This is a genomic window from Pseudomonas sp. 14P_5.3_Bac1, from assembly GCF_025466135.1.
Taxonomy (GTDB): domain Bacteria; phylum Pseudomonadota; class Gammaproteobacteria; order Pseudomonadales; family Pseudomonadaceae; genus Aquipseudomonas.
Genome location: NZ_JANLOF010000007.1, coordinates 184970 through 199988 on the forward strand (window position 1 = coordinate 184970; position 15019 = coordinate 199988).

Below are 15019 nucleotides of genomic sequence, written 5' to 3' on the forward strand. Positions count from 1 at the left end.
CCCTGAGGCGTTGGGTCAACCCGACGTTCTCCCACGCCAGACAGTTTTCAGGCCATTGATCAACACAGCCCAGGCGCCCGACCATTTGCTTTCGTTGCGGCTCGCCTCCCCAGGCGCAAGCATGCCGCGGGCGAAATCATCGGCGACCGGTGCCCGGAACTTGCACTGCCCCGCGAACGCTTTCATGCGCTGCACTTCTGCCGCGTACCCGTTCGGCGGGGCCGCAGGCAGACCGTCATTCGGCAGCTCTTGCCCCGCCACTGATGTTGAGCGCTCAACGTCGGCGCCCTTGGCGAAGGTGTCGAGGCCACCCCTTGGGCAGGGTTGAAACGAAGTTGAAGTCATATCCAGGCCCTGATTCATGTTCTGAAAAGACCACCGAGTGCGCCAAGCCATTGCGCCCATCCAGCGCAGCAAGCGCCACGAAGCGTTCGCCGCGCCGATTGCATCGCGCGTACTCAATCAGCGGGACAGTGCGACCAGGATTTCAAACACGTTGATCCGGCCATCCGCGTCTGCGTCCATTTTCTTCAGCGAATCGCCGCGGCCGGTAAACGCTTTACTCAGTTGGATTAAATGGTCGATCGAAGGGATGCCCGTCATGGGGGTTTTGCCCAGTGCCTGAAGGTCTTTGATGTTGATTTCGTGCCCAACGTAATCTTTCAATTGATTGAAATGGTTGAGCATTTCCTGGGCTATTTGTTTGTCATCCTTGTATTTGAAGGGGTTGTCGTCACGAATGAGTTTAGCCAGGGCGTGCAGGTCGGTTCGACTGCCAAGGGCGTCCATCATGCCGGTACGTCGCAATACCTCTCTGGCTGTGCGAATGTTTTCATTCAGTTTGGGATCACTGCCCAGCTGTTTTGCCGCCATGTCTTTAAGGGTGCGAGCACTCAAGGTTTTGGAGTGACTTGATCCGGTGAACGCAGCGAAGTTGTTCAGCAGCAACTGCGCCAGTTGGTCATTACTTTTATGGGCGTAGACGAGGTCTGGTTTACCCGACCCAACCGGCACAGGCGTTGGCGGTACGCCGTTGTGATGAGCATGCGCGTCGGGGCGCTGACGACCAAACCAATGGCCCATTGCGTGTTGAAACTGCTGCATGAAACCCTGTTGCGAGGCCGAGTGAGTCATCGCCGGCGCCCAATGATGATGATCAGTGTGACCCTGGGCTGTTTGCTGATGAGCGCCAAACACCGGCCCGGAAACGTTGACCGACAGGTTATAACTGACGTTCCCGGCACTGTGGCTGTGGTAGGACGGCGCAACAGAAAACGAGCGGTTGGCCCTGGCTTCGGGCTTGGAATCAGCCAGCGCCGTGTCAGTGGTTGATGAAACAGAAACAGACGTATCGAGAGCCGATACCGACATAAGTGCCTCCAGTGCAAGGGGATCGGTTACCAACCTGCCACTCCAGCGTGACGTCGAAGTCGTTCAGGTTTCCCCCTGTGTGGCGCCTCTGTCGGAATAGGTTCCTGACCCGGCAGCAGGTCGCTTAACTACCTGTAGGAAAGGCGCAAAAAAATCGCAGCCCCAGGGCTGCGATTTTTCGTGTCAGCGGCAGGTCAGAACCCGACGCTTGCCTGTACGAAGAAGGTACGTGGTTCGCCAAGGTACAACCCGGCGTTGTTATCGCTCGAGCGCGTGTAATGTTGTTGGTCGAAAACGTTTTTCACGCCCACGCCCAGTTTCAGGTTCGACAGTTGCGCACCAAAGTCATAGCCGCTGCGCACGTTGACCGACACATAACCAGGAATATCGCCGTACTGGCCATCGGCACTGCCCTGGGTGATGTAAGTGGTGCCAGTGCCCGGCGCTCGTTGCCCGGACTGGGCATAGACGTCCAGGTTATGGGTCCAGTGATTGATGTCGTAACGCAGGCCCGCTGTTGCCACTTCACGCGAATACAGCGGCAAGTCGCGGCCCTTGAACGGTACATCGCCTTCAGAGGTGGCCTTGGTGTAGGTGAAACCGGCGCTGGCGGTGAGGCCGTCCAGGCGCGGGTCGAGGTTCGACAGGTCGTAGTGGGCCGAGGTTTCGATGCCCTGGTGCTTGGTGGCGCCCAGGTTGGTCCAGCCCACGTCATTGCTGACGTATTGCAACTCGTCCGAGAAGTCGATGTAGAACAACGTCACTTCGCCGCCCCACACGCTGTCGTTGTAGCGCGTGCCGACCTCGTAGGTCTTGGCTTTTTCCGGGTTCAGGCCATCGGCCGTCTGGTTGACCCGGCCGCCCTGCCCGATCTGCGCATACTGCAGGCTGCCGAACGAGGTTTCGTAGTTGGCGAACAGTTTCCAGGCATCGGAAATGTGGTACATCACGCTCAACGCCGGCAAGGGCTCGTTGCTCTCGATCTTGCGATTTTTCTCCACAGTGCGCACGCCGTTCAGGGCGACCACCGGGCGATCATGCCAACGGGTTTCGATGTTTTCGAAGCGGATACCCGGGGTGACGGTCCATTTGCCGATATCGATTTTGTTATCGAGATAGAACGCATTGGCGACGGTGCCGCCGGTGCGGTCCTGATAAACATGTCCATCGTTTTGGCCAGCCGGCGTCGGCACATTGTCGACCAGGTTCAAGCTGCTGGCTTGCTCATGCATGCCTTCTTTGAGGTAGCGGTAACCGAGACTGACTTCCTGAGTGCTGGGGCCCACGTCGAACACATGCGACACACGCGGCTCGATGCCGAAGGTGTAGTAGGTGCGCGGGTAGGAGCCGATGGTTTTCAGGTCACGGTTGGCAATGTTGCTGCCACGGAAACTGTCGGTGTAGTAGGTCAGCACTTCGGCCTGGGTACGGTCATCGATCTGCCGGATGTACTTGAACGACACGTCCTTGCGGCGGCCGCTGAAGTTGTCGTAGTCGCGCACCGACTGGTACGGATTGGCGTCAAATTGCTTCTGGGTCAAGCCGCCGGGCATGTCGGCGCTGGCGTCGTAGTAGTGGAAATTAAGCGAGAAATCGTCTTGATCGGTCGGCGCCCAGTGCGTCTTGAGGATCACGTCGTCGATGTCATTGGCGTTGTTGCTGTCGCGGTAACCGTTGCCGTTGACGCCGGTATAGAGCAACGCGACGCCAATCCCGTTGTCGGCGGTGCCACGCCACAAAGGCGTTGTCGACGTGTTTCCAGCCACCGTGTTCAGCCGTCTGCAAGGTGGTGCCGACTTCACCGGAGAATGTCTCGGGAATGGCGCGGGTGACGAAGTTGATCACACCGCCGACGTTCTGCGGCCCATAACGCACGGAACCGGCGCCGCGCACCACGTCGATGCTGTCCAGGTTGCCGGCGGAAATCGGCGCCATCGACAGTTGAGGCTGGCCATACGGGGCGAACGCCGCCGGTACGCCGTCGATCAGCACGGTGGAGCGTGGCGACAGGCGCGACGTCAGGCCACGAACACCGACGTTCAGGGAAATATCACTGCCACCGGTACCGTTGGATTCCTGCACCTGCACGCCAGGGATGCGGCGCAGCACGTCACCGACGTTCATTGCGCCCTGCTCAACCATGGCTTCACGGCGCACCACCGTGCGCGCGCCAGGGTGGTTCTGCACGACGGCGGCGTTCGCATCGCCCAACCAGTCGCCGACCACCTTGATGTCAGTGACGCCCAGCTCCAGCGGCGAGCCCGCTTCACCGGTGCCGGTGCTTTGCGGGCGCAGGGTCACAGAGCCGGCGTCGATCTGGTAATCCAGGCCGCTGCCTTGCAGCAGCTGGCGCAGGGCTTGTTCGGGCGAGAGGTTACCGTCCACCGCAGGCGCTTGCTTGCCGGCGACCATGTCCGGGTTGAAAAACACTTGCAGGGAAGTCTGCTGGCCCAACTGGCTCAACGCTGCGCCCAAAGGCTGGGCGCGGAGGTGGATGCCGTCGCCAGCATAGGCCGCAGGCAGCGCGGCACCGACGGCGAGCGCCAGCGCCAGGGGCGCCCAGCGGGAAATTTTATTGTTGTAGACGGTCAGTTTTTTCACGTCGAACCCAGTCCTGTGATCGCAAGAGTGTGCGGCTGTTAATGCAAACCAGTTGCAGTTGCAGGAGAAGACGAAGTACTCGGAAAAAACCTGAATCTCAGCGGGAAATAATTTCCTGGCTGCCATCGGGCAAGCTGTGCAGGGCGACCGGCAGTATGCGCGGCAAGGCTTTGAGCAAGGCGTCGGTGTCGCGGGCGTTGAACACACTGGTCAAGCGCAGGTTGCTCACCGCCGCCGTGCTGACCCGCAAGGGCTGCTCACGGTAGCGCGATACTTCACGGGCCACTTCGCCGAGGGTGGCGTTGTTGAACACCAGTTTTCCGCTGCGCCAGGCGGTCAGTTCATCGGCATTCACCGCGTAAGCCGCTGCGACCTGCCCCTGGGAATCGATATGCGTGCCGCGGCCTGCCGTGAGCGTGACCCTCTGATCCGTCGAGCGCCCCTGTACCTTGACGGTGCCGGCCTCGACCACCACGCGGGTCTGGTCGTCGTCACGGCGCACATCGAACCGTGTGCCGGTGACCGTCACCTGCCCTGCCCCGGCGACCACGATGAACGGGCGACGGGTGTCATGCTCGACGCTGAACATCGCTTCGCCTTGCTTGATCTCTACTCCGCGCCGGCCCTTTTCATAGTGCACCGCAACCACGCTGCGGCTGTTCAGGTCCATGACCGAGCCGTCCGGCAAGGCCACTTGGCGATGCTCACCCACGCGCGTACTGAATTGCGCACTGTAGGGTGTGGGCTGATCCAGCCCGCTGAACAGCCCGAGGGCCAGGGCAATCGCCACCACACTGGCGGCGGCGGCGTAACGCACAACGGCGCGGCGCCGGGGCCGCTCGACCGGCGCCTCACACAACGCCTGCAAACGCGCCTTGGGCAGCAGGTCTGCGGCGCTCCACATCCCTTGCAGCACATCGAATTCGTACTGGTGCTCGGGACGCTCGTTGCGCCAGGCGTCGAAGCGCTGGCGTTCTGCGCTGCTCAAGTCGGCCTCTTGCAGGCGTACAAACCATTGCGCGGCTTCGTCGCGAGCGCGGCTATCCATCATGGAAGGTCCTGTGTCAAAGCGGGTCATGGGGCCATCGCATCCAGGCGGTCACGCAGATGTCGCAAGGTGCGGATCATATACTTTTCCACCATGTTTTTAGACAGGCCCAGGCGCACGGCGATTTCCTGCTGGGTCAGGCCCTCGATTTTCTGCCAGATAAATACCTTGCGACAGTTGAGCGGCAACTCGGCCAGGGCCCGCTCGATGGAGTCCGCCAACTGGATCGCGTGCATGAAATGCTCCGGATCGCCGCTGTGCGGCGAACGCTGATCAAAGGCTTCCAGCGCCAGCGCCTCACGCCGGTCTTCGCGGCGATAGGCATCAACGGCGATGTTGCGCGCGGTTTGATGCAAATAGGCGCGCGGTTGCTCAACCTCGCTGGAACGCGACTCAAGCACCCGCACGAAGGTGTCGTGGGCCAGGTCCTCGGCCTGCTGACGGTTTCTCAGGCGGCGTGTCCAGGTTCCGATCAACTCTTCGTAGTGCTCGAAAAAGCCTGTTCTGCGGGGCGGCTGAGGAGTCATCGAGTGAGCACTGAGGAGGCGGGGCGTGAATAGTAATGTTTCCTATTAAGTGGAGCAATTGCTTCGCGTCGCCGAGATTGTGATTCCCCGGATGCGGCGTCGCTCCACCGCACACCCCATACTTGCAACGCCTAATCAGGCTACACCATGCCTGAGTTCCAACGTTTGATGAACTGACACAGCAGCTCAACTTGCACTCGCAAATCGAGAGGGCTGTAGTCAGGTATATGATCAGCAACGTAGGCGGATGCTACCTTGACCTTGTTGGCTGTTTTGCTCTTTTGCGCATGCTGCTTTTTGTAGAGCAAACGGTTTGCCCAAATACTGGTTCCCCCTGTTCGTGCCGCCGACGGATGGACTGCTTTGATTATTTTTTCCAGTCGCAGGGGATCTAGATAGTTTTCCACCTCACGTCCCTTCGTCACCCATACATGCCGGTTTGGGTGGTGACTGAAAGCATTAACAATGCGTTGCTTTGTGACGTTGATCGCTTTATCGACGCCGCTCTTATCACTGTCGAGCAAGATCGCTGAATGTCGATTCAATCTAATCAGGCTAATAAGATCCTCAAGGTTGTCATCCCCTTCCTCGCCATCATCATCTGCGGTCAGATGGCTCAGCAAACGCCCACCGTAAAACATGATTGAATAATGAATACCTTCACGCAGAGAGGGCGCCAGCCCGCTGATCCAATGGTTTAAATAGGTACGATCAGAAGGCCCTTCAACCCAGATTACGCAATTGGCCTGCAAGATATCGGAAGCCATATACCCCATCCGGTCAAGAATTTCGCTTAGGTCTGGCTTGCAATCGATGTAGGTACCGTGGCTCTGGAAAATCTTCAATTTTTCCGTAGCGGCAACATTGATCAATGCTGCGGAATGCGTGCTGATAAATAGTTGTTGTGTTCGCTCACTGGCAATCTGGATCAGCGTCTCCATCAAGTAACGCATCAGGGTTGGATGCAGATGGGTTTCCGGTTCTTCGATCAGACACACTGCGCCTTCCGGACACGTCCTCAGCCAGCTTGCAATCCAGGCGAACGTCTTCCAGCCGGATGGTAGCCAGTGGCCCTGCAACTCGTTAGACATTCGATGATCATCATCCAGCCAAACGCCGATGATCCCGGGCTCGCTCAGATGAAACGAAACATCGTTGAGCAGCGTCTGCCCCCTCTCCTCCGCCCTAGGAAACACCGCCAAACCGAGAAGATGGTGGCGGATGCTATTCAACGCCTCAACGAATGCCTTATCGAACGCCTCTTCAGGTTGGGCACTAGCGCGATAGCAGATGCACGAGCAACTGAAAAAGCGTGGGAACGGGCTGAACGGTGCATTTTTATAAAGCTGACCCGACACATTCACCTTTCGACGCGCCAACCTTCTTTGATCCGAGGAGTATTGCCATCCACCGTCATGAGCCTGAGGCGGTGGCAAGAGCAATTGTATGCAACTTGCGTAACGCAATGCTTCTTCGGGATGTTCCGCCGCACCAGAGGAAAAGAGATAACCCCAGCGCTCGCCATTACTGAACTTGACACCGTAGGAGGGATTACTCTGCCTGGGAGGATTTTCCCGGGGGAGCGAAGCCAAGATCTCTGGGTACCGCAGGCCTCTCAGCATGTCGAGGATTGTCGATTTACCGGCCCCATTCTCGCCAAGCAACACGTTTACCTGCCCCGTTTCTAATGGGCTCGTTTCGAACAACATGTCGAAATGCGCCTGCGCTGAAAGGTCTTGAGGGACGCTCTGCTGGGGAGAATTGAGGGTACGAATGCCAGAAAACCAAATATGCGAAATATGCATGAGCCCAAAACACGCTGATTGATGTTCCTGCGTATCGGCGGCATTCCCCACTTCCTGAACCTGTACCTGACGACATCTCCAACGATAACGCCTGAGCAGGATAAGCAGCCATCGTCGCATTTGAGACAACCGGTGAACTTCCGCCCCGCGCCGCCAGTCAGCTGCAAAGACTCTCTTAAAACGGTGGGTGGGCTATGCAGATCTCGTTGCAGCAACAAGTGGCCCTGGTCACCGGCGCCAGTTCCGGCATTGGTGCAGGCGCCGCCAAGGCATTGGCCGAGGCCGGTGCGGCCGTGGTGCTCAATTACAACTCGCAGGCGGCGCCGGCCGAAGCCCTTGCCGCGCAGATCAACGCCAACGGCGGCCAGGCAATTGCCATCGGTGGCGATGTGTCCAAGGAAGCCGACGTAGAACGTTTATTCGCCCAGACCCTCGATGCCTTCGGCCACCTGGACATTCTGGTAGCCAACTCCGGCCTGCAAAAAGACGCCAACCTGGTCGACATGACCCTCGACGACTGGAACACCGTGATCGGCGTCAACCTGACCGGCCAGTTCCTGTGTGCCCGCGCCGCCGTGCGGATTTTCAACCGCCAGGGCGTGCGCGAAGGCGTGTCGCGTGCCGCCGGCAAAATCATCCACATGAGTTCGGTGCACCAGATCATTCCCTGGGCCGGGCATGTGAATTACGCCGCCTCCAAGGGCGGCGTGGAGATGCTGATGCGCACCCTCGCCCAGGAAGTCAGCGAACAACGCATCCGCATCAATGGCATTGCGCCGGGGGCCATTCGTACGGCGATCAACCGCGCAGCCACCGAGGGTGCGGCAGAAAAAGAGCTGTTGAAGTTGATTCCCTATGGCCGCGTCGGCGACGTCGAAGACGTGGCCAACGCGGTGGTGTGGCTGGCCAGCGACGCGTCCGATTACGTGGTCGGCAGCACCCTGTTCATTGACGGTGGCATGAGCCTTTATCCGGAGTTTCGTGGCAATGGTTGATTTCAAGAACGAACCCCAAAGCGCCATCGATGCCCACGGCATTATTGGCGATATGCGCAGCGCGGCCTTGGTGAATGACCGCGGCAGCATCGATTTTTTCTGCTGGCCGGAATTCGACAGCCCGTCGATCTTCTGTTCGCTGCTCGACACGCCTGAGGCGGGTGTTTTTCAACTTTCACCCGAACTGAAAAACGCACGGCGTGAGCAAATCTACCTGCCCGATACCAACGTGCTGCAAACCCGCTGGCTGAGCGATGAAGCCGTGGTGGAAATCACCGACCTGCTGGTCATCAGCGAAGAAATCGACGACCTGCCGCTGCTGATTCGGCGCGTGCGCGTGGTCAGCGGCAGCGCAAACATCCAGCTGCGCTGCGCCGTGCGCCATGACTATGCGCGCACGCCAACCCAGGCCAGCCTCGCCGACGGTATCGTGTCTTTTACCGCCGACGGCCTGCCTGGCCTGCGGCTGGCGGGCAGCCACGCGATGCAGATCGAAGACGATGCCGCCGTGGCCAGCTTCACCCTGGGCCAGGAAGAAGGCGCTGAGTTCGTGCTCGGCGGCCAGGATGACCCCCGCGTCAACAATGGCTGCACCGACCTGGCGCTGGCGCACACCTTGAAATTCTGGCGCGGCTGGATCGCGCAGTCGAATTACCGTGGGCGCTGGCGCGAAATGGTCAACCGCTCGGCACTCGCCTTGAAGCTGCTGACCTCGCGCAAACACGGCGCAATCATTGCCGCCGCGACATTTGGCCTGCCGGAAACCCCCGGCGGCGAACGCAACTGGGACTACCGCTACACGTGGATCCGCGACGCCTCGTTTACCGTCTACGCCTTCATGCGTCTGGGCTTCATCGAGGAGGCCAACGCTTACATGCGCTGGCTGAAAGGCCGCGTCAGTGACTGCTGCGGTCAGGCGACCAAAATCAATATTCTTTACGGTATTGATGGGCGCCAGGAACTGCCGGAAGCCACGCTTGATCACTTCAGCGGCCACGGCGGCGCCAAACCGGTGCGCATCGGCAATGAAGCGTTTGACCAGGTCCAGCTGGATATCTACGGCGAGCTGATGGATGCGGTGTATCTGGTCAACAAATACGGTGAAGCGATTTCCCATGAAGGCTGGAAACACACCGTGGAAGTAGCAGATCAGGTGTGCGAAATCTGGAACCAGCAAGACGTGGGCATCTGGGAAATGCGCGGTGAGCAGCATCACTTCCTGCATTCGCGCCTGATGTGCTGGGTGGCGCTGGACCGTGCAATCCGGTTGGCCTCCAAGCGCTCGCTGCCCGCCCCGTTTGCGCGCTGGGACCAGACACGCCAGGCGATCTACGCGGATATCTGGAGCAACTTCTGGGATGAAGAGCGCGGGCACTTCGTGCAGCACATCGGCAGTACTGCGCTGGATGGTTCGATGCTGCTGATGCCGCTGGTGCGCTTCGTCGCGGCGACCGACCCACGCTGGCTGTCGACGCTCGAAGCGATCCAGAAAAGCCTGGTGCGTGACGGCATGGTCTACCGCTACCGCAACGACGACAGCCAGATCGACGGGTTGCAAGGCACCGAAGGCGCATTCGCCGCGTGTTCGTTCTGGTACGTCGAATGCCTGGCGCGCGCCGGGCAAGTGGAGAAGGCCCACCTGGAATTCGAACAACTGCTGCGCTACGCCAACCCGTTGGGCTTGTACGCCGAAGAGTTCGACAGCCAGGCGCATCACCTGGGCAATACACCGCAGGCGTTGAGCCATTTGGCGCTGATCAGCGCGGCGACCTTTCTGGACCGCAAGCTGAGCGGGGAAAAGACCACCTGGCAACCCTGAGCAGGCTTGACGCACAGCAGAGGCCTATCTACCTGACACACTGAGGGCCAGCTGTGCGAGCGGGTTTGTCGAGAAGCGGGAGTGTCAGTGACTGCATGCAGAGGCTGACACATCGCATTCGCGAGCAAGCCCGCTCCCACAGGGGATCGGGTTCAGCTTCCTGCTGTTGATTTTGATCTGAGGCGCCTCGCTGAACCCCACAGCGTGCACAATGGGCATCCCCCGAGCTGCGTTCAGGAACCTCATGCGCCAGGTATTGTTGATCATCGACGTGCAACCTTCCTTCAATCCACCCGCGTGGCTGGTCGATGGCATCAACGTCCTGCTCGGGCGCCTACCCTCGGTGGCCACCGTGGAGCGCCATGACGAAAGCATCACCCCCTTCACCCGCCAACTGGGCTGGCAACCCGCGCCGGATGACGACAGCCTGATCGCAGCCGAGCGCATCTTCATCAAACACGGCTATGCGCCGACACCCGAAACCCTGGACTACCTGAAAAGCCTGGCGCCGGAGCGCGTGCTGGTGTGTGGCCTTCAAACCGATACGTGCGTGCTGGCGGCCGGGTTCGCGTTATTTGACGCCGGCTTGCAGCCGACGCTGATCAGCGATTTGACCGTGGGCTCGTCGCTGGACCGGTCGGGAACACTGGGCGTGGATTTGTGGCGGCACCATTTTGGATGCGTAATTAATCGGGCTCAGGTGATGGCGACGACCGCCTCATGAGCCCATTCCCGACGCTTGCCACCCAGCGCCTGCGCCTGCGCGAACTGCGCGCAACCGACGCCCCCGCCCTGTTCGCCATCCACCGCGACACTGCCAACATGTGCTGGTTTGGCGCCGACCCGATGACCGACCTCGCCCAGGCCCACGCGCTGATCGACACCTTCGCCCAGTGGCGCACCCAGCCCAACCCCGGCACACGCTGGGGGATTGAACGGGACGGCGAACTGATCGGCAGCTGCGGCCTGTTCAAATGGAATCGCGCCTGGCACAGCTGCGCCCTGTCCTGTGAACTGGCGCCCGCCGCCCGTGGCCAGGGCTTGATGAGCGAAGCGTTGCGGGCGATGCTCGATTGGGGCATCGCGCACATGCACTTGCATCGGGTTGAAGCCTTGGTGCATCCGCAAAACACCGCGTCACTGGCGTTGTTGGAACGCCTGGGCTTCATCGCCGAAGGAACGTTGCGAGAAGCCGGGTTCTGGAATGGCCAGCGGCATGATCTGATGGTGTTGGGGTTATTGACGCAGGCATTGCATCGCGTTGCGCCAGGTCGGGCTGGACAAGTCAGACGACTGCCTTGATTTACACCCCGTACCGTCACGGGTTTGAGCTAGAGTGGCCGCTACTTTGGCCAGTCGATAAGTGCCCCTCATGACTACGCTCGCCCCGCTGCTATATGTCCGTACGCCGATGCTGGAAATCGCCTACGAAGCCCACGGCCCCGAAGACGGCGAACCGGTGATCCTGCTGCATGGTTTCCCCTACGACCCGCGGGGCTACGATGAGATCGCGCCGGCCCTGGCCGAACGCGGTTGCCGGGTGTTGGTGCCTTACCTGCGTGGCTATGGCCCGACGCGGTTTATCAATGCGCAGGTGATGCGCTCCGGCCAACAGGCGGCGTTGGCCAAGGACCTGCTGGATTTCATGGATGCCCTTGGCATCGCGCAGGCCACGCTCGCCGGTTACGACTGGGGCGGGCGCGCCGCGTGTATCGTCGCCGCTCTATGGCCGCACCGAGTGCGCGGGTTGGTGACCGGGGATGGCTACAACATCCAGGACATTGCCAAGTCGCTTGAACCGAGCGCGCCGGAAACGGAGCATCGGTTGTGGTATCAGTTTTACTTTCACACCCAGCGTGGCGTGGACGGTCTGAGCGCCAATCGCCGTGAGTTCTGCGAGTTGTTGTGGCGGCTGTGGTCGCCGACCTGGGCTGAGGGGCCGGGGCTGTATGGCGACACCGCACCGTCGTTTGACAACCCGGACTTTGTCGACGTGGTGATTCACTCCTATCGGCACCGTTTCACCTACGCGCCGGGCGACCCGGCGCTGGAGGCGATCGAGCAGGCACTGGCCGCGCAGCCGCCGATTTCGGTGCCGACGATTTCGCTGTGCGGCGCTGATGACGGCGTAGGCCCGGCCCCGGCGGTGGATGACGACGAGGAACATTTCAGCGGTTTTTATCGACGCGAAGTCTTGTCCGGTGTGGGCCACAACATTCCTCAGGAAGCGCCACAGGCCACACTCAGAGCAATCTGCGAACTGCTGGATCGGGCCTGAACGTTACCGGGCAGCTTTGATCCTGAAACTGAACACGCTGCCCTGCCCCTCCACGCTTTCTGCCCAGATCGTGCCGCCGCTTCGATGATGCTGTGGGAAATGTACTGGCCCAGCCCGCTGCAAAATGTGTACGTTTTTGTTCAAGTCGGTGCGCAGAAGCGCTCCCGGTAAGCCTGGGGCGTGACTTCCAGTGCCCGCAGGAAACTGCGCCGCAGGGTTTCCTCGCAGCCAAAACCGCACTGCACCGCGATACGTTTGATCGACGCCGTGCTGTCGGCCAACTGCCGACGCGCGGTTTCTACACGGATCAGCTCGACTGCGCGCGCCGGGGTCTGGCCGGTTTCGGCGCGGTAGTGCCGCACGAAACTGCGTTCGCTCATGCCGGCCTGGGCGGCCAAGGTGGGAATATTCAGATCGAGGGTGAGGTTTTCGGCCATCCAGGCGTGCAAGTCGGCAAAGCGGCTGTCGCCCTTTTGCAGGGACAACGCCACGCTGTATTGCGCTTGCCCACCGGGGCGTTTAAGGAACACCACCAAGTGCCGCGCCGCTTCCAGGGCCACGGCGCGGCCCAGGTCTTCTTCCACCAGGGCCAGGCACAGGTCGATGCCAGCCGTCACGCCGGCGGACGTCCACACCGAGCCTTGCTGGATGAAAATCGGATTGGCCTCCACCGTCAGCGACGGAAATTTGCGCGCCAGTTCCTCGCAGCGTGTCCAGTGGGTGGCCACGCGGCAACCATCGAGCAAACCGCTGGCGGCGAGCAGGAAAGCCCCGGTGCACACCGAGGTCATGCGTCGGGTGTGCCGGGCTTTTTGCGTGACCCAATCGACCAATGCGGCATCTTCGGCGGCGCCATACACGCCCCAGCCGCCGGCGATCACCAGCGTGTCGCACGGCGCGTCGGCCGCAGGCAGCGGCTTGGCCACCAAGGCCAGGCCCGCAGAGGTCATCACCGGTTCCGCCTGGGCGGCAATCACCGACACCGCATAAGGCAACGGCTGGCCGCGCTGGCGCGCCAGGTCATTGGTGGTGGCGAACACCTGTAATGGCCCGGTCACATCTAGCACCTGGGCGTTATTGAAGGCGAGTACGTGAATGGTCCGGGTCATGTTGGCGTAATCTGTGGGCTAAATGGCGTATGCGCCAAAGCCTAGGCCTCTAGAGTGAGGCCGTCTACCCCTTTATCGGAGCTTCATCGATGACCTTGCAGATTGGCTTTGTGTTGTTCCCCGGTATCCAGCAATTGGACCTCACCGGCCCCTACGACGTGCTGGGTTCGCTGCCGGATGTGCAACTGCATCTGGTGTGGAAAGACCTGGCACCGGTCACCTCCAGCACCGGCATGGTGTTTACGCCGACCATGACGTACGCCGACTGCCCGCGCCTGGACGTGATTTGCGTGCCCGGCGGTGCCGGCGTCGGCGCCTTGATGGAAGACCCGCAAACCCTGGATTTCCTCAAGGCCCAGGCACAGACCGCACGCTACGTGACCTCGGTGTGCACCGGTTCGCTGGTACTCGGCGCGGCGGGTTTGCTGCGCGGCCGCAGGGCCACCACGCACTGGGCCTATCACGACCTGCTCGCCCCACTCGGCGCCATTGCGGTGCAAGCGCGCGTGGTGCGTGACGGCAACCTGCTGACCGGCGGCGGGATTACGGCAGGAATCGACTTTGCCCTGACCCTGGCCGCCGAACTCTACAGCGAGGCCGCGGCGCAACTGGTGCAGTTACAGATCGAATACGCGCCCGCCCCGCCGTTCGATTCGGGCAGCCCGCAGACCGCGCCCGCGCACGTGCTGGAAGAAGCCAGGAAGCGTACGGCCGAATCGCGTCGCGTGCGCGGCGAGGTCGTGGCACGGGCGGCAGCTCGGTTGGGTTGAGGTGCCCTGTCAAGCTGGCCGAGACATCAGCGCCAGCCGCGCGGCCAGCAGCATGAGCACCGTCGCCAGGCCCCATTTCTGGAGCCTGGCGCTCTGTGCGCGGCCGGCAAAAAAACGGCTTAGCGCGCCGCCAAAAATTCCCAGCAACGCGTGAAATACACCGGCAATCAGCGTCAGAACGCCGCCCAGCATCAGCAGTTGCAGCGTGATGGAACCGGCCTGCGGCCTGACGAACTGAGGCAAAAACACCATGAAAAACAACAGTGCCTTGGGGTTGAGCAGGCTGTTGAGCATGGCCTGCGCAAACACACGCCCCAGGCGCACGCGCTTCACCTGGGCAGCGTCCAGGCTCGGGCTTTTCTGCAAGGTCTTGACCACCAACCACAGCAGGTAAATGACGCCGGCATAACGAATCACATCAAACGACGGCGGCCAACTGGCGACCAGTGCCGTGACACCGGTGGCGGTCAACGCGGTCAGCAGCAGGTCTGCGACGCAAATCCCCAGGCTTGAGGCCACGCCACCGCGCCAGCCATAACTCACGCCATGGCTGATAACAAACGCCATGTTCGGCCCCGGCGATAGCAGCAGCAACACCACCGCCCCTGAAAACACCAACAAGGTTGAAAGATCGATCATGCTCAAGCCCTGCGCCGTAAAAGCCTGCAGGCTAATCGGCCAGCCTTGCGCGCACAA

At 60.8% G+C, this 15019-nt stretch carries 13 protein-coding genes and 1 pseudogene; 6 read left to right on the forward strand and 8 right to left on the reverse strand.

Annotation, left to right across the window (positions count from 1 at the left end; genetic code table 11):
• Window positions 1–15 precede the first annotated feature (15 nt).
• The 6 genes and pseudogenes from NTD89_RS01940 to NTD89_RS01965 form a co-directional block, all read right to left on the reverse strand.
• Window positions 16–363 (reverse strand): type III secretion protein, encoded by a 348-nt coding sequence (locus tag NTD89_RS01940; RefSeq protein ID WP_262206272.1) that lies wholly within the window; start codon window positions 361–363, stop codon window positions 16–18.
• Window positions 364–462: 99 nt separating this feature from the next.
• Complete coding sequence (locus NTD89_RS01945; RefSeq protein WP_262206273.1) at window positions 463–1371, reverse strand: hypothetical protein; 909 nt, start codon at window positions 1369–1371, stop codon at window positions 463–465.
• A 194-nt stretch (window positions 1372–1565) separates the two neighbouring features.
• Window positions 1566–3972: pseudogene (locus NTD89_RS01950) on the reverse strand (TonB-dependent siderophore receptor).
• Between the two features lie 97 nt (window positions 3973–4069).
• On the reverse strand, window positions 4070–5023 hold the full coding sequence (locus NTD89_RS01955; RefSeq protein WP_262206274.1) for a FecR family protein: 954 nt from the start codon (window positions 5021–5023) through the stop codon (window positions 4070–4072).
• 23 nt (window positions 5024–5046) lie between these two features.
• Window positions 5047–5547: a sigma-70 family RNA polymerase sigma factor gene (locus NTD89_RS01960; RefSeq protein ID WP_145163659.1), complete on the reverse strand. Its 501-nt coding sequence runs from the start codon at window positions 5545–5547 to the stop codon at window positions 5047–5049.
• A gap of 140 nt (window positions 5548–5687) precedes the next feature.
• Window positions 5688–7472 (reverse strand): ATP-dependent nuclease, encoded by a 1785-nt coding sequence (locus NTD89_RS01965; RefSeq protein ID WP_262206276.1) that lies wholly within the window; start codon window positions 7470–7472, stop codon window positions 5688–5690.
• A 74-nt stretch (window positions 7473–7546) separates the two neighbouring features.
• On the opposite strand from NTD89_RS01965, the gene NTD89_RS01970 reads away from it, so the two are divergent.
• From NTD89_RS01970 to NTD89_RS01990, 5 genes are all read left to right on the forward strand, one after another.
• Window positions 7547–8347 (forward strand): glucose 1-dehydrogenase, encoded by an 801-nt coding sequence (locus tag NTD89_RS01970; RefSeq protein WP_242201621.1) that lies wholly within the window; start codon window positions 7547–7549, stop codon window positions 8345–8347.
• Window positions 8340–10166 (forward strand): glycoside hydrolase family 15 protein, encoded by a 1827-nt coding sequence (locus NTD89_RS01975; RefSeq protein ID WP_262206278.1) that lies wholly within the window; start codon window positions 8340–8342, stop codon window positions 10164–10166. The genes NTD89_RS01970 and NTD89_RS01975 overlap by 8 nt, the downstream gene beginning before the upstream one ends.
• Window positions 10167–10410: 244 nt before the next feature.
• Window positions 10411–10890, forward strand: a complete 480-nt coding sequence (locus NTD89_RS01980; protein ID WP_262206279.1) for a cysteine hydrolase family protein — start codon at window positions 10411–10413, stop codon at window positions 10888–10890.
• Window positions 10887–11468 carry a GNAT family N-acetyltransferase gene (locus tag NTD89_RS01985; protein WP_262206280.1) on the forward strand — a complete coding sequence of 194 codons (582 nt, stop codon included), beginning with the start codon at window positions 10887–10889 and terminating at the stop codon, window positions 11466–11468. The genes NTD89_RS01980 and NTD89_RS01985 overlap by 4 nt, the downstream gene beginning before the upstream one ends.
• A gap of 70 nt (window positions 11469–11538) precedes the next feature.
• Window positions 11539–12444, forward strand: a complete 906-nt coding sequence (locus NTD89_RS01990) for an alpha/beta fold hydrolase (protein ID WP_262206282.1) — start codon at window positions 11539–11541, stop codon at window positions 12442–12444.
• Window positions 12445–12584: 140 nt separating this feature from the next.
• Here the strand turns inward: NTD89_RS01990 and NTD89_RS01995 are convergent, their stop codons facing one another.
• Window positions 12585–13553, reverse strand: a complete 969-nt coding sequence (locus NTD89_RS01995) for a GlxA family transcriptional regulator (protein WP_262206283.1) — start codon at window positions 13551–13553, stop codon at window positions 12585–12587.
• Between the two features lie 89 nt (window positions 13554–13642).
• Between NTD89_RS01995 and inhA the strand changes: the two genes are divergently transcribed.
• Window positions 13643–14323, forward strand: a complete 681-nt coding sequence (inhA, locus tag NTD89_RS02000) for an isonitrile hydratase (RefSeq protein ID WP_145163298.1) — start codon at window positions 13643–13645, stop codon at window positions 14321–14323.
• Between the two features lie 9 nt (window positions 14324–14332).
• Here the strand turns inward: inhA and NTD89_RS02005 are convergent, their stop codons facing one another.
• Window positions 14333–14962 carry a LysE family translocator gene (locus NTD89_RS02005; protein ID WP_262206302.1) on the reverse strand — a complete coding sequence of 210 codons (630 nt, stop codon included), beginning with the start codon at window positions 14960–14962 and terminating at the stop codon, window positions 14333–14335.
• Between the last annotated feature and the right edge of the window lie 57 nt (window positions 14963–15019).